Source organism: Actinoplanes cyaneus, from assembly GCF_016862095.1.
GTDB classification, from domain to species: Bacteria; Actinomycetota; Actinomycetes; order Mycobacteriales; family Micromonosporaceae; genus Actinoplanes; species Actinoplanes cyaneus.
Map to the genome: position 1 here is coordinate 151,400 of NZ_BOMH01000016.1, position 19,355 is coordinate 170,754.

The following is a 19,355-nucleotide window of genomic DNA, read 5'->3' on the forward strand; positions in this document are numbered from 1 at the left end:
CAACCTGATAGGACAGTCAGTCTGGCCGATCGGCCCGCGGTTCCGGAACGCGCGTGCAACAACGCCGAGCGTCACTTCGAAAACATCGCGATGTCGGTGATCTTGCCAAAAGTGTTGATTCGGCCCGCGGCCTGCGATGATCGCCGACTGACAAGAAACCGTCCTAATTCTCCGCGGAGCCGCGCAAGACCGTTTTCATGTCGCTCGAATCACATAAATAGCGCCGTGCCGGACGTCTCAGTTTTGAACAGTCAGGTGGGCGTTATTCGTGGAGCCCGGCACCGGTCACCGCGCTGGCGCCGCCGGCCGCGATCCGGCGCGCGTTCGCCTCGGCCTCGCGCTCCCCGGCGCCGCCCGGGTCGGTCACGTTCACCCCGCCGACCGCGGAGCCGACCGTGGTGATCGGCTTGACGACGTGGGTGAGCTCGTGGATCCGCGTCTCCCGGGACTGGCCGCCGGCACCGTACACGATGGAGTTGCCGATGGTGAACGCCTTCGCGTCGACAGCCGCGGCGGCCCGCTCGGCGACCGGGCCGCGGAACTCGCGCACGCCGGAGAGATCCGACTGGAACGTCGACTCCATCTCGCGCTGGAACGGCGCCTCCAGCGGGCGCCCGCTGCCCCGCAGAGCCGCTTCCACCAAGGAATTCGCGCTGTCACCGCCGCCGTGCCCACAGCCGTCACCGCACCCGGCGTCGTGGCTGCGCGCCGCCAGCAACTCCCCGACAGCCCGGTTGCCGACCATCCGCTGCAACGCGGGCAGACCGGCGGGGCCGGCGACGGGTGGCCGGGCCGCGGTGGCGTCGGGCCGGACGGGCGCACGCTTCTCCACCGGCTCCCGGTTGCTGCCCACGACGCCTCCCTCACCCGACGATCCCCGACCGACGTTAGCCCGGATCGTGCGCCTGGATCGTGCTTCGTTCCCGTACGGGCAAATGATCTGCCCTCAGGCCCGTCCCGCCGCGCGGCGGGTGCTCCGCGGAACAGGCTCAGGACAGGTGCAGGTCGGCGTTCATCCGGCCACGGACGTGCCCGATCAGGGCGGCCAGGTCGGCGCAGTAGACCGAGGGGTTGCGGAAACCGCCGGGGGAGCGGTAGCGGTGCGCGTAGTGGCCGCCGCCGCAGACCCGGTGCAGCGGGCAGGCGCGGCAGGTGTCGCAGAGCGCGTCGGCACCGATCTGCCGGGCCGCCACGCCCGGATGTTCGAGCACCGCGTCGAACTCGTCGGTCACGATGCTGCGGCCGGTGGCGCACGCCCCCGGATAGGCCGACTTCAGCGAGTCGACCAGCTCGATCGCGCCGTCGGTCTCCACCACGACCACCGCGACCGGGCTCAGCCCGACCTGCTCGGATCGGCCCGGGCCGCCCAGCAGCAGCGTCATCACGTCTTCGAAGAGGCGGATCGACGTCTCCTGACGGGGCGCGTCGTACCACCTGTCGAAGACCGCGGTCAGCCATGGCGCGCAGCCGGCGGCCGGGGGAGCGTCCCAGTTCGCGTGCGGCAGCAGCAGGTCGATCGCCGGCGGGTGATAGCTCAGCAGCGCCTCGTAACAGGCGACCGGGTCGGAGGCCGGGTCGATCGTGCAGAGCAGCCCGGCGAACAACTCGTCGGGCAGCAGGCCGAGCCCGCGGTCGACCTCCACCGCGCTGCCACGCCCGTCGTGCCGGCGTCGCCGCAGGTCGTTGGCCTCCGCCGGGCCGTCCAGGCTGACACCGACCCGCACGTCGTGCTTGCGGAACACCGCGACGATCTCCTCGTCGAGCAGCGTCGCGTTGGTCTGGATCAGCACGTCCAGGCGGCGCCCGGCCGGGAACGCCGCGCGGAAGTCACCGATCAGCTCGTCCAGCCGCGCCGCCCCGGCCAGCAGCGGCTCCCCGCCGTGCAGGACCAGCCGCATCCCGGCCAGGTCGTGCGTGTCGGCGTGCCGGGCGGTGCGCTCGGCGGCCAGCTGCCAGGTCCGCCGGTCCATCACCACCGGCCGGTCACGCCACGACTGGTCGGCCATCGTGTAGACGTAGCAGTAGTCACAGGCCAGGTTGCAGCGCTGATGCACCTTCAGCACCACGTCCCGGAACGGCGTGGGCCTCCAGCCGTCCCGGATCAGCGCGCCGACGTCCAAGGCCGGATCCGGCCAGTCGCTGCTCATCCGGGATCATGCTAGAGGCGCCGGTGGCCTGGTTCCACCCGGTGCCGGTCAGCGGCGGGCAGCCCGCAGCGGCGCGCCGACCTCGTGCAGGTGGCGAAGCGCCTGCCGGTACGACTGGATCAGCCCGGTCTCCTCGTACGGCACCCCGATCTCCTCGCAGTACGCCCGGACGATCGGCTGGGCCCGGCGCAGGTTGGCGCTCGGCATGCCGGGGAAGAGGTGGTGCTCGATCTGGTAGTTCAGGCCGCCCAGGGCGACGTCGGCGATCCAGCCGCCACGGACGTTCCGCGAGGTCAGCACCTGCTTGCGCAGATAGTCCTCCTCGCCGGTCGGGTGCGGCATCCCCTTGTGGTTCGGCGCGAACGTCATGCCGAGGTAGACGCCGAACAGCGCCTGGTGCACGACCAGGAACGCGATCGCCTGCAACGGCGACAGCACCAGGAAGACGGTGGTGAGGTAGACGAGCGCGTGCACGATCAGCAGCCCGGTCTCCAGGCCGCGCCGCTTGACCACGCCGGCCCGGATCGCCTTGATGCTGGACACCTTCAGGTCGATGCCGAGCAGGGTCAGCAGCGGGAAGAACAGCCCGGCCTGGTGACGCGTGACGAAGGCGGCCAGCCCGCGGCGGCCGAGCGCCGACTTCGTGGCCCAGATCAGCACCTCGGGCGCGACGTCCGGATCGAGGTCGTCGTGGTTCGGGTTGTTGTGGTGGCGGGTGTGCTTGTCCATCCACCAGCCGTAGCTCATCCCGATGCCCAGGTTGCCGGCCACCATCCCGGCGATCTCGCTGGGCCGTTTGGTGCGGAACACCTGCCGGTGAGCCAGGTCGTGGGCGACCAGGGCGAGCTGGGCGAACGCCACAGCGAGGAACACCGCGACGGCGAGTGTCCACCAACTGTCGCCGATCAGGAAGAAGCCGGCCCAGCCCACGGCCACCAGAATCCCCACGAGGACCAGCCGCACGGCGTAGTAGGCAGGGCGCCGGCGCATCAGATCGAGCTCGTTCACCCGCCGGTTGAGCTCCGCGAAGTCGCTGCCGGCACTGGTCCGCCGGGCTGTCGTTACCGTCATGTGATCAGCATGCCGATTTTCGCGCGGAATCTCAGGAGTGTCAGATCCCCGGGCCCATAGGGGTGCCAGCACCCTTGTGCCGGCACCGGGCACCAGGCCCGATGACGAAGCCTGCTACGTCGACCAAACCCTCGGCGCGCCCGGCATTCCCACCTTCGAGGATCTCAATTGCCGGGTTCCGAGGTTTCTAGGCATCTGACGCCCCAGGGGTGGCACGGGCCGTGCAAGCCCGTAGGATTGCTGGGGTTGCACCGCCCCAGACCCCGGCGGTCCTGTCAGTTCAACAGGTCCGGAGAGCGTCGTGACAAAGCGGCGGCCGCTGGCCGGCGGAACTTCCGTTGCCCGTTCCAGCGTGATGAAGCAACGGGTGAGCCGTGCCCGGAGGACGCCGTCCGAACTGTTGGCACTGACAGCCAACGGCGATCGGGTCGCCTTCCGCGAGCTGTACGAGGAGCTCCGCGCTCCGGTGATGCGCCAGGTCTGCCGGTCGCTGGCCGGGTCCGACGAGATCCGCGAAGTGGTCTACGGGACGTTCGTCGAGGTCTGGTGGATGGCCCGGTTTCATGCCGCGGACTCCGCCGAGGTGATGCCGTGGGTGTTGGACATCGCGTGCCGCCGGGCCGAGGAGTGCGCCCGCACCCGGTCCCCGGCCGACGCGGGCGCGACCAATCGGGTTCTGCTCGAAACCCTGTTGAGAAGTCGGTGACCGGGCCGCGGACGCCCGGCCGGGCCGGACGCGAATCGGGGCCGGCCCGATGACGGTTCAAGGCGGGTTCTCCCGCGGGCCCGCGCTCGTCGACCGGATCGGTCGCGCGTTCGTCGACCTGTCCGACACCATGGCCGACGACTTCGAGCTGACCACCTATCTGCGCGGGCTGATCGGGCACTGCCAGGAGTTGCTCGGGGCGGACGAGGTGAGCGTGATGCTCGCCGACCAGGGCGGGCCGCCGCGGATCGCGGCGGCCTCCAGCGCTCAGGTCCGGAGGTTCGGGCTGGCCGAGCTCGAGGGCGGCGACGGGCCGTCATTGGTGGCGTACCGGACCGGTGAGACGGTCGCGGATGTCGGCCTCGCCCCCGCCGGGACGCGCTGGGCCGCGCTCGCCGCGCCGGCGCAGGCGGCCGGCTTCGGCTGCATGCACGCGTTCCCCCTGCGCCGAGCGGATCAGGTGATCGGCGCAATGAGCCTGTTCAGCCGGAAGGGCCGGCCGCTGAGCGATGGCGGACGGCTGCTCGGCCGGGCACTGGCCGACCTGGTCGCGATCAGCATGTTGCAGCACCGGGCGCTGGCCGCGCAGCGCCTGCGGGCCGCGCAGCTCCAGCAGGCGTTCCTCACCAGGGTCGCCATCGAGCAGGCGAAGGGCATGCTGGCGGAGCGGTACGACATCCCGCTGGACGCGGCCTTCGAGCAGATGCGGGCTCAGGCCCGCAAGACCAACCGGCGGCTCGCCGACCTGGCCCGGGAGATCATCGGTGGCGGCGAGCTCACCCCGTCCGACGGCCTGGTCGACCGGCCCGCCGACTGACGTGGTCGCGACCGGAGAGGAACGGCCCGGCCGGCGGTCGCGGGGATCATCGGAGCGCGGCGCTCGCCACGGCGGCCCCACGGGCGGCGCTCGCGGTGGCGGCCACCCCGGCGCCCCAGCGCTCCCGCGTGCCGATCCGGCATCTGGCGTACGTGATCACCCCGTCCCGCCACGGGTGGGTCACCTCCTCGGTCACCTCGACCCCGTCCAGGTTCACCGAGAATCCCGGCGTGACCAGGTACTCGTGGCGGAACAGCGCCAGCAGCTCGTCCGGGCTCAGCTCTCCGCCGCCGGCCCGGCCCTCACTCGCCGCCTGGGCGAGCGCGCCCACCTCGGCTCGCAGCCCGGCCGGCAGGTCCAGCCCGTGCCCGGTGCGCAGCAGGTACGCCACCCCGCCCTTCCCGGATTGGCTGTTCACCCGGATCACGGCCTCGTAGCTGCGGCCCACGTCGGCCGGGTCCACCGGCAGGTACGGCACCTCCCACGGCGCCTGCGACGGCTCCACACCCAGCTCGGCGGCGCGCTTGGCATGGAAGATCATGCCCTTGTCGATGGCGTCCTGATGGGTCCCGGAGAACGCGGTGTAGACCAGATCGCCGGCGTACGGGTGCCGGTCGGGCACCGGCAGCCGGTTGTAGAACTCCACCGTCCGGCGTACCTCGTCGATGTCCGAGAAGTCCAGTTCCGGGTCGATGCCCCCGGCATACAGGTTCATCGCCAGCGTGACCAGGTCGACGTTGCCGGTGCGTTCGCCGTTGCCGAACAGGCACCCCTCGACGCGTTGCGCGCCGGCCAGCACGGCCAGTTCCGCGCAGGCCACGCCGGTGCCACGGTCGTTGTGCGGATGCACGGAGAGGATGACGTCGTCCCGGCGGTCCAGGTGGCGGCTCATCCACTCGATCTGATCGGCGTACACGTTGGGGGTGGCGATCTCGACAGTCGCCGGCAGGTTGTGGATCACCGGACGGTCCGGGGACGCGTCCCAGCGGGCGGTGATCGCGTTGCAGACCTCCAGGACGTACTCCGGCTCGGTCAGATTGAAGACCTCGGGACTGAACTCGAATCGGGTGTACGTGTCCCGCAGCCGATCACTCTCGGACATGATCACGTCGGCCGCGGCCAGGATCTTCGCCGTCAACTCGCGCCGCGAGGCGTGCAGGACCACGTCCCGCCAAGTCGGCGCGGTCGCGGTGTACATGTGCACGACCGCTTTCGCCAAGCCGTCGATCGATGCCACGGTACGGCGGATCAGGTCGTCCCGTGCCGCGGTGAAGACCACCACGGTGACGTCGTCGGGCACCAGGTCGTCGCGTTCGGCCAGTAACCGGACGAAGTCGTGATCCAGCCCGCTCGCCGACGGGTAACCGATCTCGATCTCCTTGAAGCCCATCGCGACCATCAGCCGGAACGCGCGCAGTTTGCGCTCGGCGTCCATCGGCTCGGCCAGGGCCTGATTGCCGTCGCGCAGGTCGACCGGCACCCACAGCGGCGCCGCGGTCTGCCGGCGGGTGGGCCAGCCGCGATCGGTGATGGGAACCTGGACCCGCTCGTGCGCGGGGCGGTAACGATGGAACGGCATCGGGCTGGGCTGCTGGGGATTCCAATTGATCATGACGCTGACTCCGCATTCGTGCCGGGAAGGCAAGGATCGACCGGCACAGCACGACGAGCCCCCACGGCGGGGAGCCGGTCGTCGGATCAGGCCCCGCCGTGGCGGCCGAGGAGCAGCGCCACGAAATGCGTCACGGCCGGGACGATACCCGAGGCCGGGCGGCCGTCCAGGGACTGCTTGGATAGTGGGAATGTCGAGGACCTTGCGGATCAGCAGCCGGAACGCGACCTTCCAGCAGTGGCAGGCGCTGCTCACGAACCGCACCAAGCGGCACCGGGCCGGCGAGTTCCTGGTCCAGGGCGTCCGCCCGATCACGCTCGCCCTGCGGCACGGCTGGCCGATCCACGCGATCCTGCTCGACGACACCCGCCGGCTCTCCCAGTGGAGCCGGGACGTGCTCGAGCAGACGCCCGGCGTGAACCGGTTCGCCCTGGACGCGGAGCTGATGCACGAGCTCGGCGGCAAGGACGAGGAGTCGCCCGAGCTGCTCGCCGTGGCGGGCATGCCGGCCGACGACCTGTCCCGGATCGAGGCCGGGCCGGGCATGCTGACGCTCGTCTTCGACCGGCCCGGCACCCCGGCCAACATCGGCGCGCTGGTCCGCTCGGCCGACGCGTTCGGCGCCTCCGGGCTGATCGTCACCGGTCACGCCGCCGATCCGTACGACCCGAAGGCGGTCCGCGCCAGCACCGGTTCGCTGTTCGCCGTGCCGGTCGTCCAGGTCGCCGGCCACCGCGAAGTGGTCGACGACGTGATCACGCTGCGCCGCAACGGCCTGCCCGTGGAGATCCTCGGCAGCGACGAGGGCGGCGACGTTGACCTCGCGGCTCACGACCTGACCGGTCCGAAAGTGATCGCGATCGGCAACGAGACCCGCGGGCTGAGCAGCGCCTGGCGCGAGGCCTGTGACCACATCCTGCGGATCCCGATGACCGGCGCCGCCAGCTCGCTGAACGCCGCGGCCGCCGGCACGGTCGTCCTCTACGAGGCGGCCCGCCAGCGTGCCCTCCAGAGATAGGGCGCCGCGGCGACGACTGCGCCGCCGCGGCGCCGCGGCGATCAGGCCGTCGTGCGGGCGCCGAGCGTCTCCTCGAAGCGCTCCAGCAGGAACGTGGCCTTGAGCTGCGAGGTCTGCTCGGCCCCCAGCAGGCCACCCCACTCCGGCGCCCACGTGGCGCCGCCGGCCGGGCCCAGGGTCAGGGCGATGCCGTCCGCGAACGGCTCGTAGGCGGTCAGCTCGCCACCCTCGATCAGGGCCCGGATGTTCGCCGCCACCAGCTCGCCGTGCGCACCGGCCGCGCGGGCCATCTTCATCTCGGGAACCGCGGTCAGGTCACCGATCGCGAAGACCCGCTCCTGACCGGCCACCCGCAGGTGCTCGGTGACCGCGAGCCGCCCGTCCGGCTGCCGCGCCGCGAGCAGCGCCTCGCGGAGATAACCGCTGCTCACCTCGCCGCCGTAGCAGGGGAACCACAGGTCGGCGGCGAGGACCTCGCCGTCGTCGGTGGTGACCGTGAAGGGCCGCACGGCGCCGGGCGGGACCTCCGGCGGCGCGGTCAGCCTCGTGCCCAGCAGCACCGTCACCCCGAGCGCGTCCAGCTGCTTGGCCACCTCCACCCCGAACTCCTCCGGGAAGCGGCCGCTGGCCACCGCGGGGGACGGGTCGACCACCGTCACCGACGTCGCGGGCAGGGCCGCCGCGATCTCGCCGGCGAATTCCAGCCCGATCGCTCCGGCCCCGAGCAGCAGCACTCGGCCGGCCCGGCCGAGCGCGTCGCGCACCTCACGCAGCCGTTCCAGGGCGTCGCCCCGGTCGAGAACGTCCATCCTGGAAGGGAATGGGCTGGTCGCACCGGTGGCGAGCACGATGTAGTCCGCGTCCAGCCGGGCGCCGGAGCCCAGCCGCACGTGGCCGGGCTCGACCTCCGTCGCCACGTCGCGCACCACCCGGCCACGGGACAGCAGACCGTCGTACGGGATGAAGATCTTCTCGGCCCAGGCCGGGTCGACCGCGGCGCGCAACGCCGCGACGTTGTGCACGAATGTCTCGCGGGGTTCGACGAGCGTCACGTCGGCGACGTCGTCCAGGGCCCGGGCCGCCGCGATGCCGCCGTAACCGCCGCCTGCAATCACTACCTTCGGAGCCATCTCCTCAGCGCCTTTCATCGACTGACTCCGACCCTGTGCCGGTCGGCGGGGGAGAGGGAGACCGTGCTCAGGGTGGTAGCGGGAGGGCCACCCTCGCACCGCGGCGCCGGGCTACGGTCGAGGCGTGAGCGACAACGAGCTGGGTAACTTCCTGCGCGCGCGCCGCGACGAGGTGACGCCGGCCGAGATCGGGCTGCCGCCGGGCCACCGGCGCCGCGCACCCGGCCTGCGGCGGGCCGAGGTGGCGATGCTCGCCGGCGTCAGCGTGGAATACCTGATCCGCCTGGAGCAGGGGCGGGACAGGCACCCGTCGCCGCAGGTCATCGCCGCGCTCTCCGGCCCGCTCCGGCTGACCGCCGCCGAGCGGGCCCATCTCTACCGGCTGAGCAAGGTGGCCGGGGGTTTCCAGTGCGCGGCGTTCGCCACCGATCCGGTGCGCACCGTCCGGCCCGCGTTGCGCGCGGTCCTCGATCAGCTCGAGCCGGCCGCGGCGGTGCTGGTCAATCAGGTCGGTGATCTGCTGGCGCACACGGCCGGGTTCCGCCGGCTGTTCGGCCCGATCGGGCTGCTCGACGGCGACGAGCCGAACCTTCTGCGGTACGTGTTCGCCGATCCGCGGGCGCGCCGGGCCTTCCCGGACTGGGAGCACCTGGCCGACGAGCAGGTCGCCGCCCTGAAGAACGGGCCGCCCCGGCCGGATGTCAGCGGCGAGTTGACCGCGCTGGCCGGTAATGAGTTCACCGGGCGGATGGAGCGGGTGCCGGGCCTGCCCCGGGCGCACGGGGTGTCTCGGCTGGAGCATCCGGAGGCCGGGCCGCTGCGGCTGGCCTACGAGATCATGGAGCTGCCCGGCGACGAGAAGCTGCGGCTGCTCGTCCAGCTCCCGGCGGACGACGCCACCGCTGCCGCACTGCGCACGATCGCGCCGTTGCGCCTGGTCGCGGGGTGATCGCCGGCCGGTGGCCGTGCGGGGTGAGGCCGCCCGCAGCCTCTCGGGGCCGGGACTACGAGGCGCTGGGAGCGAGCTGATCCGCCGGCACCGGTGTGCCCGAGGCGATCTCGGCGATGGCTCGCAGCGTCGACGTGCCGGGGAGGTAGTAACCGTCGTGCCCGCTCACGTCGGCGGCCGGCAGCGGCAGCGCCCCGAACGCCGGGTCGATCGGCAGCCGCCCGTGACCGAGACCGAACACCCGGATCGACGGGAGCCTGCGGGTCCAGTCGTCGGGCGCGCTGCCCGCCCAGACCCGCGCCCCGGTGTGCAGCTCCGCGGCGCGGGAGACGCCCATCCCCGGGCTGCCGATCGCCACGACGTCGGTGACCTGCGACGGAAGGTGCGCGGCCGCCCACCCGGCGACGATCGAGCCGTAGCTGTGACCGACCACCGTGATCGCCCGGGCCGGCCGGCCGGTGACCAGGCCGTCCACGAAACGTTCCAGGGCCAGCGCGCCACTGGCGGCCCGGTCCTCGCGCAGCGCGGCACGGCCCACCCCCTCCGGCGGGTCGTAGCCCAGCCAGGCGATCACCGCGACACCGCCGCCGAGCCGGTGGAACAGCTGCCTTGCCTGCCAGGACGGGGCGCGCCGCTCGACGCCGCCGAGCCCCGTGTCGAAATCGGCCAGCGTGGTGTCCACGCCCGGGATCAGGATCACCACCCGATCAGCCGTGTCCAGGTCACCGAGCACCTCCACGAGGCGTCCGTCGCCACGCCGGTCCAGAGCCAGGATCTGCCTTCCCGCGTACGCCGGGTCACCGTTCGCCGCATAGCGCAGCGCCACGGGAGCCCCGTCCAGGTTGCCCACCACCTGCGGGTACTCGGTGGCCAGCGCGGCGGCGGCGCCGGCCGGGAGCCCCGCGAAGAAGTCGGCGACCTCGGCCGGGGTGGCCGTCGCCGGGTCCGGCAGGTGACGTGCGTCGGCCCGCCAGTCCCGCACCCCCGGTAACTGATCGGCGACCGCTGCGGTCGGCCCGAACAGCCAGGCAGCGGGCAGCACCAGCAGCAGAAACGCCACCATCCACAAGCGATTCATCAGGTCCCCTTCGGCACGCCGTTCTCGGGTGTGCGGTGAAGGTAGGAGGACCGGATGGTGGTGAACGTCAATCCGTGGCGGGAACTCGCCCGTAGTACCGGGGTACTACGTGATCACCCTGCGGTAGGGTAGGCAAAGACCCTGGTCTATGCATCGCTGGTGAAACGTCTATGCTCTGCCCTGTGAAACAGGGCGATGAAACAAGAGTCACCGTGCGCGACCTCGCGGCGCACACCGGCCTCTCCATCGCCACCGTCTCCCGGGTCCTCAACGACCGGGCGAACGTCGCCCCCGCCACCCGTGACCGGGTCCTGCGCGCGATGGGCAACCTCGGCGAGCGGGCCCCGCGCCGCCGTGCCGGGCGGGTCCAGGGCGCCGGCGTCTTCGTCCGCTGCCCGTACGTGCTGACCGACTACTTCGGGCTGATCGTCTCCGCGGTCGCCGAGGCGCTCGAGCCGCACGGCCTGCACGTGATCCTGAACGCCGGCACCGCCGCCCAGCAGACCCGGGTGCTGCCCACCCTGCCGGAGCGGCGCGACGTGGCCGGCGCCGTGCTGATCCTGCCGCCCGAGCCCGGCGCCGACCTGACCCGCCTGCGTGATCGCGGCTTCCCGTTCGTGCTGGTCGACCCGCGCATCTCCCCGCCCCGCGACGTGGCAGCGGTCTCCGCCGCGCACTTCGCCGGCGCCCGCGCGCTGACCGCGCACCTGATCGGGCTGGGCCACCGGAGGATCGGCATCATCGGCGGCCCGCGCGACTGGCTGGCCAGCGACAACCGCTTCCACGGCTACCTCGCGCCGCTCGCCGATGCGGGGGTGCTGGCCTCGCCGGAGTTGACCCGGTTCGTCGCCGAGCCGACCACCGAGCTCGGCTACCGGGCCGCCGCCGACCTGCTCGACCTGCCGGAACGCCCGACGGCACTGCTGGCGTTCAACGACAAGATGGCGGTCGGGGCGCTGCGGGCCGCGGCCGAGCGTGGCCTGAAGGTGCCGCGGGACCTGTCGGTGGCCGGTTTCGACGACATCGACGTGGGCTCGGCCTGCGACCCCCGGCTCACCACGGTCCGGCAGCCGCTCGGTGAGATGGGCCGGATGGCGGTCCACCTGCTGCTGCGCATGCTGGGCGGGCACCGGCTGGACGCGCTGCACATCGAGCTCGGCACCGAGCTGATCATCCGCGACTCCACCGCACCCGTTCCCACCATCTGACCACTCCGCCCCGCCCCGCCCGGCCATCGGCCTGCGACCGCGCCGACGTGCTGCCCCGGTCACCGGACCTGACCGGAAGCACGCGTCACTGGTCGCGTCCGCCGCGTGCGGCAATGCGATCCCGCCGCGGCGTCTGCCCGGCCCGCCGGGACGGTTGACGTGTTTCACGGTTCCGGAACCGAAACGACGCATCCGGAACCTGTAACTCATTGACTGGCGTTTTTGACAAAGGTTTCCTTCGTGTTACGCCATCCCTTCCCCCTGAGGGAGTTGCCAGTCATGAGATCCCCCGTAACAAAGGCCGCGATGGCCGCATCACTGCTGGCCGGGACCGCTCTGCTCGCGCCCGCGCCGGCGATCGCCGCGGGCGAGGCCGTCCAGGTCTACCTGACCACCACGTCGGACAGCGCCGGCCGCACCGTCACCCGCGGGCTGCAGCAGCAGGCGACCATCGCGTTCGGGCCGGCCGGCGGCAGCGCCGGGACGACCATCGACGTCAACGAGGGCGCCACCTATCAGACCTTCGAGGGCGGGGGCGCGTCGATCACGGACACGACCGCGCACCTGCTGCGCGGCGGAGCGGTCACGGCGGCGACCCGGGACGCCGTGATGACGAAACTGTTCAGCCCTGCGAGCGGGATCGGGCTCTCGTTCGTACGCAATCCCATCGGTGCCTCTGATCTCTCGCGGCCCGGCAATGTCTCGCTGGACGACACCTGTTGCGACCTGAACGACTTCGGCGGCAACGGCTATGACACGAATGTCCGGCTGCTCACCCAGCAGGCCAAGCAGCTCAATCCGGCGCTGCGCGTGATGGGCGTGCCGTGGAGCGCGCCGGGCTGGATGAAGGACAACGGCCGGATGGACCAGATGGGCTGGTTGAAGGCCGAGTACTACCCGATGTACGCGCAGTACCTGGTCAAGTACGTGCAGAGTTACCAGGCCGCCGGCGTGCCGGTCGACTACCTGTCGGTGCAGAACGAGCCGAACTGCTGCCAGGCCGGCAACCCGACCGCGATGAACTACCCCGGGATGAGCTGGAACCCGTCCGGGCTGGTCGAGCTGACCAAGAACAACCTGTACCCGGCGCTGCACGCGGCCGGGCTGAACACCAAGGTGCTGGTGCACGACTGGAACTACGGTGACTACGCGAGCTTCGGCTCGGGCATCCTGAACGACGCCGGCATCCGTGGCGACTCCGCGTTCGGCGGGATCGCCTGGCACGGCTACTCGGGCAGCGCCTCGACCGGCACCGACGTGCACAACCAGTACCCCTCGGTGAAGCAGTTCGAGACCGAGCACTCGGGCGGCACCTGGATCACCGACCAGCACTCCGAGGACCTGAACAACATCATCGACTACACCCGGAACTGGGGCAGCTCGGTGGTCAAGTGGAGCCTCGGCGTGGACCAGAGCATGGGCCCGCACAACGGCGGTTGCGGCACCTGCACCGGCTTCATCACGGTGCAGAACGGCGGCTCGCGGGCCGGCCAGGTCGACTACACCATCGAGTACTACACGATGGGTCACCTGACGAAGTTCGTGAAGCCGGGCGCGGTCCGGATCGGCACCAACGACGGCAGCGCGGTCCGGAACGTGGCCTGGAAGAACCCGGACGGCTCGAAGGCGCTGATCGCGCACAACGGCGGCTCGTCCGCTCAGTCGGTCCGCGTCAACTGGGGCGGGCAGTCGTTCACCTACAGCCTGCCGGCCCGGACCACGGCGACGTTCACCTGGTCGGGGACGACGACCACGCCACCACCGGCGACCGGCGGCACGGTCACCGGGCTCGGCGGCAAGTGCGTCGACGTGGCCGGGGCGTCGACTGCCAACGGAACCGCGGTGCAGCTGTACACCTGCAACGGCTCGGCCGCGCAGCAGTGGACCCGTAACGCCGACGGGACGCTGCGCTCGCTCGGCAAGTGCCTGGACATCGCCGGGCCGAGCACGGCGGACGGGACGCTCGCCCACCTCTGGGACTGTCACACCGGCACGTCGCAGAAATGGACGTACGACAGCGCGACCCAGCGTCTCACCAACTCCTATGCCAACAAGTGTCTCGATGTGAAGGACAACAGCTCGGCCGACGGCGCTCGTCTGCAGGTGTGGACGTGCACCACCGGCGCCAACCAGAAGTGGGTGCTCAACTGATGCTGCTCAAGATGGTGATGGCGGCGGCTGTCGCGATCACGCCGGCCCACCTGCCCGCGGAGCGGGGGCCGGTCGTCACCGGAACCTACTCGGCGGGCTCCGCGCACTGGCAGTCGCTGCCGCCGGCACGTCTCTCCTCCGCCGCGAAGTCAGCGGAGGCCACGGTCGTGATCGACCCCAGCCGGACCGAACAGCACTATGAAGGCATCGGGTTCTCGATCGACGAGACCAGCGTCTCCAACCTGTGGAAGCTCACCCCGGCCGAGCGGGAGAAGGCCATCCGGTTGCTCGCCGACCCGCGCACCGGCGCCGGGCTCGACCGGTTCCGGCTCACCATCGGCAGCCCCGACCTGATCGAGCACCTGCCGTTCTGGTCCTACGACGAGCTGCCCGCCGGGGTCTCCGAGGATTGGACACTCGAGCACTTCTCCATCCAGCGTGACCTGGACCTGCACATCGTCGACACGATCAAGCTGATCCAGAAGTACAACCCGCGGGCCACGTTCTTCGCGTCCGCGTGGAGCGCTCCGGCGTGGATGAAGACGAACAACAAGTTCCTCGGCGAGGTGGCCCTCAAGCCGGGCAGCACGACCGATTACTACCAGGCCGGCAAGCTGCGTGACGACTGCATCGACGTCTTCGCGCGCTACTACGTCAAGTACCTGCGGGCGTACGCGCGGCAGGGCATCCGGGTCGACGCGATCACGCTGCTCAACGAGCCGGGCATGGACGTCGTCTACCCCGCGATGGACATCAGCGTCGAGCAGCAGCAGAAGCTCTCCGTCGCGATCAAGCGCGAGTTCCGCAAGGCGGGGCTGCGCACCGACCTCTACGTGCACGACTTCAACTTCTGGGACTGGCGCGATCCGAACAGCACCGCGACCAAGAACTACTACCGGATCCTGAACGACCCGAAGGCCGCGGCGGCCGCCGACGCGATCGCGTTCCACCCGTACTGGGGCGACCCCGCGGTGATGCGCGACGCGTACCAGCAGACCGGCAAGCCCGTGCACATGACCGAGACCAGCGATCTCTCGCCGGCGACAGTGCTCTCCTACCTGCGGCTCGACGCGAGCAGCTACGTGCTGTGGGCGCAGACCACCGACCAGGACGGCGGCACGCTGCACTGGACCGGCGAGCGCAACAACAATGTGGACTGGGACGAGGTCGCGCGGACCAGCAAGTGGCCCGACCGGCTCGTCAAGGTCAACACCGGGACCCGGACCTTTTCCGTACGCGATGAGCTCTACCCGCTGGGACAGTTCGCCAAGTACCTGACGCCGGATCACGTACGCGTCGAGTCGAGCGCGGCCGACCACGGCGTGAGCAGCGTGGTGTTCCGCGACGGCAACGACTACGTGGCGGTGCTCGGCAACGCGAACACCACGGCGACCAGCACCCGGGTGATCATCGGCGGGCGCTCGTTCGTGACGTCGGTGCCGGCTCAGGCGTACGCCACCTATCGCTGGACCGGCAGCGGGCCGGACCCGCGGCGCAACCGTGCCCCGCGCCTGGCCGGCGTCCCGGACGTGACCGCCGACCAGTACGGGACCACCCGCGTCCGGCTCCACGCGACCGATCCTGATCACGACAGGCTGTCCTACTACGCGGTCGACCTGCCGGCCGGCGCGAGCCTCGACGCGACCACCGGCGTGCTCACGCTGAACCCGGTCGTGCCCGGCACGCAGGACGTCACGGTCGCGGTCACCGACGGCAAGGCACACGCCGGGACGACAGTGCACGTGACGATCGAGCCGCACGGCGCGCCGGTCGGGGCGATCGTCGAGGCCGAGGCGTACACGGCGCAGCACGGCTGGACCGAGGGCGGCGCGAACTTCGTCGAGAGCAACGCCACGGCCAGCGGCGGGAAGAACATCGGCTGGACCGCGCCCGGCAACTGGCTGTCCTACCGTTTCGACGTCCCGGCCGGCGCGCACCGCCTGCAGCTGCGTGTCGCCAACGGCTCAGGGGCGGCCGCGACCGGCGCGATCTCGATCCGGGACGCCGCCGGGACGGTCCTCGGCACCGTCTCGGTACCGGACACCGGGGGATGGTCCACCTACCAATCGGTGGAACTGCCGGTCTCGCTGGCCGATGGTGATCAGGCAGTCACGGTTTACTGTGAGACCGGTGGGTTCAACCTGGACTACCTACGGCTGACCGAGTAGGGGCGGTCAGTCGCCGGCCTGCCGAAGGCGCGTCAAAAGCTCGCCTTCGGCAGCGTCGGAGACCGGGTCGCTCCAGAAGCCCAGCGGCACCGCGCGCAGGTTGCGCCCGAGCGGGTCCAGCAGGTGACCGCCCAGCTTCATCACCCACAGCGCCACCGACCGGTCGATGATCGTCAACTCCGGGACCTGCGCGCCCAGCCGCGCCTCGAACGCCGCGATCTCCTGCACCGAGCGGAGCCAGACGACGAGCAGCAGGTTCGCCGTGCCGGAAAGGGTGGCGCAGAACCGGGTCTCGCGCATGCCGCCGATCCGGCTCACCACCCGGCCGGTGTCGCCGGGCGGCAGTGTGCCCCAGAGCGAGACCGAGATCGGGAAGCCGGAGACGTAACGCGCGACCTCCGCCCGGTAGACGTTCACCTCACTCGACGTCGTTCCTCTCGCCGACCGGCTGATCGCGCTGCGGCACGCGTTGCACCGCGAGCCCGAGCTCGGGCTGGACCTGCCGCTGAGCCAGGCCAAGGTTCTCGCGGCGCTCGACGGCCTGCCTCTGGAGATCACCCTCGGGAAGGCGCTGAGCTCGGTCACCGCGGTGCTGCGCGGCGGCCGGCCCGGCCCCGCCGTGCTCCTGCGTGGCGACATGGACGCCCTGCCGGTGCACGAGGAGAGCGGGGTCGGCTTCGCCTCGGAGATCCCCGGGACGATGCACGCGTGCGGGCACGACCTGCACACCAGCGCGGTGGTCGGCGCGGCCCACCTGCTCGCGTCGCGGCGTGCCGAGCTGGCCGGGGACGTGGTCTTCATGTTCCAGCCCGGCGAGGAGGGGCAGCGCGGCGCCAAGATCATGATCGACGAGGGGGTGCTGGACGCGGCCGGGGAACGGGTGATCGCCGCCTACGCCGTCCACGTCGCCTCGACAATGCTGCCGCTCGGCGTGGTCGCCACCCGGCCCGGCACGATCCTGGCCGCCTCCGACTCGGTCACCGTCACCGTGCACGGCAAGGGTGGGCACGGCTCGTCGCCGCACCTGGCCGTCGACCCGGTGCCGGCGCTCTGCGAGATGGTGACCGCGCTGCAGACCATGGTCACCCGGACCGCTGACGCGTTCGACCCGGCGGTGCTGACCGTCGGCTCGATCCACGCGGGCTCGGCGTTCAACGTGATCCCGGCGTCCGGCACGTTCCGGGCGACAGTGCGCACCTTCTCGCCCGCCACCCATCAGAAGATCCAGGCTGCGGTACGGCGGGTGGTGCACGGCATCGCCGACGCGCACGGGGTCCGGGTCGAGATCGACTACCAGGCGAACTACCCGGTGACCGTGAACGATCGCTCCGAAGCCGCGTTCGCCCTGTCGACCGTGCGCTCGATCCTCGGGGAGCAGCGGGTCTTCGAGGCGCCGCAGCCGGTGGCCGGCGCCGAGGACTTCTCGTTCGTGCTGGAGCAGGTGCCGGGCGCGTACCTGATGGTCGGCGCGGTCCCGCCCGGTACCGACCCGGCGACCGCCCCGATGAACCACGCCGCGCAGGCGATCTTCGACGACCGCGCTGTCCCGGAGGCCGCCGTGGTGCTCGCGTCGCTGGCCGCCACCCGTCTCGCGTCGGCCGCCGCCTCGTGACCGCGGTCGCCTCCCGCGCGCCGAAGGTCGGCGCGGTCGTCGGATTGCTCGTCCTCTTCGAGCTGACCAGTGGTTTCATCCAGGGCAGCATCGCGCCCCTGCTTCCCGACCTGGGCCGCGAGATGGGCATCTCGGACTCCCACCTGAACTGGGTGATCTCCGTGCAGCTGCTGGCGTCCGCGGTCTGCGTCCCGGCCTTCGGGCGCCTCGGTGACCTGCACGGGCACCGGCGGATGCTGCGGATCGCGCTGATCTGCGTCGCGGCCGGCAGCCTGCTCGTCGCGCTCGCCCCGAACCTCACCGTGCTGCTCGCCGGGCGGCTGCTGCTCGGGCCGCTCGCCGCGTTGCTGCCGCTGGAGATCTCGCTGGTCCGGGACCGGCTGCCGGTTGCCCTGGCCCGCAAGGCGATCGCGCGGCTGGTCGGGGCGCTGACCCTCGGCGCGCTGCTCGGCGGGGTGCTGACCGCCGGGCTGCACCAGGTCGTCGGCGACGCCCGGCTGACCCTGCTGGTGCCGGCCGTGCTCGCGGTCGTCTGCGTGCCGGTGAGCTTCCTCGCCGTCCCGGAGAGCTCGCGTCCGGCCACCGGGCGGCTCGACCTGGCCGGGATCGCCGTGCTCAGCGTCTCGATGGTGGCCCTGCTCGCCGGGATCTCGCTGCTCGACGCGGTGCTGATCGTGCTGGGCGGGCTCGGCTTCGCCGGATGGGTCGTCCTGGAGCTGCGGATCGCCGAACCCCTGGTCGACCTGCGGGCGATGACCGGGCGGCACGTGGTGCCGTTCTTCGCGTGCTCGTTCGTCTTCGGCATCGTCTACTTCGGAAGCCAGTCACCGGACTCGACGTTCCTGGCCGCGTCCCGTTCCTCGGCCGGCTACGGCTTCGGCTTCACCGCGTTGCAGATCTCCCTGGTCGCGCTGCCGGCCGCGGTGTTCGCCGTGATCGGCTCGGCGTGCACGGCGGTGATCGCGGGGCGGCTCGGATACCGGCCGACCCTGGTGGCGGCGTTCCTGGTGATCGCGGCCGGCTTCGTCGGGACCGCCCTGTTCCACGCGCAGGTGTGGCAGCTGCTGGCCGTCAAGATCCCGATTGGTCTGGCCGCCGGGGTGGCGCTCGGCGCGATGCCCACGGTGATCGCCGAGACCGCCGACCCGTCCCGCACCGGAATCACCACAGCCCTCTACAACAACGTCAAGACCCTGGGCGGCGCGGTGGCCGGCGGAGTCGTCGCGGCGATCCTCGCCTCGGTGGTGCTCGACGACGGCGAGACCCCGCGGGAGTCGGCCTACGTCACGGTCTGGCTGATCTGCGCCACGCTGTGTGCCCTCGCCGCCCTGACCGCCCACTTCGCCCGCCGAGCCGAGTAACCCGCCGGCCTCGCAGCCCGCGAGGTCCGCCTCGGGTCCCGGTCGCGGCGCGGGTTGCGGTCCCGGCTGGTTCTCATGGGCGTTATGAGGCACGAATAACGCCCATGAGAACCAGCCGGGAGGGGGAGCGCGGCGCTGCCGTGACCACCGGATCGGTCGCGGGCTCCGACGTACGGGACCCCCCAGCAGGCTCCGGCGGGCGGGGCCTCTCCGCGGGCTCGGGCCGTGGGCGGGTCTGCTGCTCTGACCGTGCCCACCCACGGAGATCGCCCTTGCGGGCTGAGCGTTCTGGGCGCCCCGCGCCCTGCTCGGCCCGGAAGGGTCCCC

General features: G+C 71.5%; 16 protein-coding genes. 9 read left to right on the forward strand and 7 right to left on the reverse strand.

What is annotated here, in order from left to right; translation table 11 throughout:
- Positions 1 to 262: 262 nt before the first annotated feature.
- The 3 genes from Acy02nite_RS10545 to Acy02nite_RS10555 all read right to left on the reverse strand — a co-directional run bounded on the left by Acy02nite_RS10545 (position 263) and on the right by Acy02nite_RS10555 (position 3,218).
- Positions 263 to 853 carry an eCIS core domain-containing protein gene (locus Acy02nite_RS10545; RefSeq protein ID WP_203739766.1) on the reverse strand — a complete coding sequence of 197 codons (591 nt, stop codon included), beginning with the start codon at positions 851 to 853 and terminating at the stop codon, positions 263 to 265.
- Positions 854 to 989: 136 nt separating this feature from the next.
- Complete coding sequence (locus Acy02nite_RS10550) at positions 990 to 2,147, reverse strand: FxsB family cyclophane-forming radical SAM/SPASM peptide maturase (RefSeq protein ID WP_203739767.1); 1,158 nt, start codon at positions 2,145 to 2,147, stop codon at positions 990 to 992.
- A gap of 48 nt (positions 2,148 to 2,195) precedes the next feature.
- Positions 2,196 to 3,218 (reverse strand): fatty acid desaturase family protein, encoded by a 1,023-nt coding sequence (locus tag Acy02nite_RS10555; RefSeq protein ID WP_203739768.1) that lies wholly within the window; start codon positions 3,216 to 3,218, stop codon positions 2,196 to 2,198.
- A 367-nt stretch (positions 3,219 to 3,585) separates the two neighbouring features.
- Here Acy02nite_RS10555 and Acy02nite_RS10560 point away from each other — a divergent pair, with 367 nt between their 5' ends.
- Together Acy02nite_RS10560 and Acy02nite_RS10565 are read left to right on the forward strand one after the other, a co-directional pair.
- Positions 3,586 to 3,924 (forward strand): sigma-70 family RNA polymerase sigma factor, encoded by a 339-nt coding sequence (locus Acy02nite_RS10560; protein WP_203739769.1) that lies wholly within the window; start codon positions 3,586 to 3,588, stop codon positions 3,922 to 3,924.
- Positions 3,925 to 3,973: 49 nt separating this feature from the next.
- Positions 3,974 to 4,741 carry a GAF and ANTAR domain-containing protein gene (locus Acy02nite_RS10565; protein ID WP_203739770.1) on the forward strand — a complete coding sequence of 256 codons (768 nt, stop codon included), beginning with the start codon at positions 3,974 to 3,976 and terminating at the stop codon, positions 4,739 to 4,741.
- Between the two features lie 46 nt (positions 4,742 to 4,787).
- Here Acy02nite_RS10565 and Acy02nite_RS10570 read toward each other — a convergent pair whose 3' ends face one another.
- Positions 4,788 to 6,353, reverse strand: coding sequence for a 2-isopropylmalate synthase (locus Acy02nite_RS10570; protein WP_239174543.1), 1,566 nt, complete (start codon positions 6,351 to 6,353; stop codon positions 4,788 to 4,790).
- Between the two features lie 190 nt (positions 6,354 to 6,543).
- Between Acy02nite_RS10570 and Acy02nite_RS10575 the strand changes: the two genes are divergently transcribed.
- Positions 6,544 to 7,371, forward strand: a complete 828-nt coding sequence (locus Acy02nite_RS10575; RefSeq protein WP_203739771.1) for a TrmH family RNA methyltransferase — start codon at positions 6,544 to 6,546, stop codon at positions 7,369 to 7,371.
- Positions 7,372 to 7,412: 41 nt separating this feature from the next.
- Here Acy02nite_RS10575 and Acy02nite_RS10580 read toward each other — a convergent pair whose 3' ends face one another.
- Entirely contained in the window at positions 7,413 to 8,501 is a 1,089-nt protein-coding gene (locus Acy02nite_RS10580; protein ID WP_203739772.1) for an NAD(P)/FAD-dependent oxidoreductase, read from the reverse strand.
- A 124-nt stretch (positions 8,502 to 8,625) separates the two neighbouring features.
- Between Acy02nite_RS10580 and Acy02nite_RS10585 the strand changes: the two genes are divergently transcribed.
- The gene (locus tag Acy02nite_RS10585; RefSeq protein ID WP_203739773.1) at positions 8,626 to 9,450 is read left to right on the forward strand and encodes a helix-turn-helix transcriptional regulator; all 825 of its coding nucleotides are present in this window, start codon (positions 8,626 to 8,628) and stop codon (positions 9,448 to 9,450) included.
- Between the two features lie 55 nt (positions 9,451 to 9,505).
- On the opposite strand, the gene Acy02nite_RS10590 is transcribed toward Acy02nite_RS10585, so the two are convergent.
- The gene (locus Acy02nite_RS10590; RefSeq protein ID WP_203739774.1) at positions 9,506 to 10,528 is read right to left on the reverse strand and encodes an alpha/beta hydrolase; all 1,023 of its coding nucleotides are present in this window, start codon (positions 10,526 to 10,528) and stop codon (positions 9,506 to 9,508) included.
- Between the two features lie 182 nt (positions 10,529 to 10,710).
- Between Acy02nite_RS10590 and Acy02nite_RS10595 the strand changes: the two genes are divergently transcribed.
- From Acy02nite_RS10595 to Acy02nite_RS10605, 3 genes are all read left to right on the forward strand, one after another.
- Positions 10,711 to 11,736: a LacI family DNA-binding transcriptional regulator gene (locus Acy02nite_RS10595; RefSeq protein ID WP_203739775.1), complete on the forward strand. Its 1,026-nt coding sequence runs from the start codon at positions 10,711 to 10,713 to the stop codon at positions 11,734 to 11,736.
- A gap of 306 nt (positions 11,737 to 12,042) precedes the next feature.
- Entirely contained in the window at positions 12,043 to 13,887 is a 1,845-nt protein-coding gene (locus tag Acy02nite_RS10600; protein WP_239174546.1) for a ricin-type beta-trefoil lectin domain protein, read from the forward strand.
- Complete coding sequence (locus Acy02nite_RS10605) at positions 13,887 to 16,055, forward strand: carbohydrate-binding protein (protein WP_203739777.1); 2,169 nt, start codon at positions 13,887 to 13,889, stop codon at positions 16,053 to 16,055. The genes Acy02nite_RS10600 and Acy02nite_RS10605 overlap by 1 nt, the downstream gene beginning before the upstream one ends.
- A gap of 6 nt (positions 16,056 to 16,061) precedes the next feature.
- Here Acy02nite_RS10605 and Acy02nite_RS10610 read toward each other — a convergent pair whose 3' ends face one another.
- Positions 16,062 to 16,472, reverse strand: a complete 411-nt coding sequence (locus Acy02nite_RS10610) for a hypothetical protein (protein WP_203739778.1) — start codon at positions 16,470 to 16,472, stop codon at positions 16,062 to 16,064.
- A 40-nt stretch (positions 16,473 to 16,512) separates the two neighbouring features.
- On the opposite strand from Acy02nite_RS10610, the gene Acy02nite_RS10615 reads away from it, so the two are divergent.
- A complete protein-coding gene (locus Acy02nite_RS10615) occupies positions 16,513 to 17,667 on the forward strand; it encodes a M20 metallopeptidase family protein (protein ID WP_275407295.1) in 1,155 nt (384 codons plus the stop codon).
- Positions 17,664 to 19,028: an MFS transporter gene (locus Acy02nite_RS10620; protein ID WP_203739779.1), complete on the forward strand. Its 1,365-nt coding sequence runs from the start codon at positions 17,664 to 17,666 to the stop codon at positions 19,026 to 19,028. Before Acy02nite_RS10615 ends, Acy02nite_RS10620 begins: the two co-directional genes overlap by 4 nt.
- Positions 19,029 to 19,355 lie beyond the last annotated feature (327 nt).

Excerpts from the sequence above, each read along its gene's own strand:
- Acy02nite_RS10550 (WP_203739767.1), bottom strand. The coding sequence starts at position 2,147 with ATGAGCAGCGACTGGCCGGATCCGGCCTTGGACGTCGGCGCGCTGATC.
- Acy02nite_RS10590 (WP_203739774.1), bottom strand. The coding sequence starts at position 10,528 with ATGAATCGCTTGTGGATGGTGGCGTTTCTGCTGCTGGTGCTGCCCGCT.
- Acy02nite_RS10575 (WP_203739771.1), top strand. The coding sequence starts at position 6,544 with ATGTCGAGGACCTTGCGGATCAGCAGCCGGAACGCGACCTTCCAGCAG.
- Acy02nite_RS10605 (WP_203739777.1), top strand. The coding sequence starts at position 13,887 with ATGCTGCTCAAGATGGTGATGGCGGCGGCTGTCGCGATCACGCCGGCC.
- Acy02nite_RS10565 (WP_203739770.1), top strand. The coding sequence starts at position 3,974 with ATGACGGTTCAAGGCGGGTTCTCCCGCGGGCCCGCGCTCGTCGACCGG.
- Acy02nite_RS10570 (WP_239174543.1), bottom strand. The coding sequence starts at position 6,353 with ATGATCAATTGGAATCCCCAGCAGCCCAGCCCGATGCCGTTCCATCGT.
- Acy02nite_RS10580 (WP_203739772.1), bottom strand. The coding sequence starts at position 8,501 with ATGGCTCCGAAGGTAGTGATTGCAGGCGGCGGTTACGGCGGCATCGCG.
- Acy02nite_RS10555 (WP_203739768.1), bottom strand. The coding sequence starts at position 3,218 with ATGACGGTAACGACAGCCCGGCGGACCAGTGCCGGCAGCGACTTCGCG.
- Acy02nite_RS10600 (WP_239174546.1), top strand. The coding sequence starts at position 12,043 with ATGGCCGCATCACTGCTGGCCGGGACCGCTCTGCTCGCGCCCGCGCCG.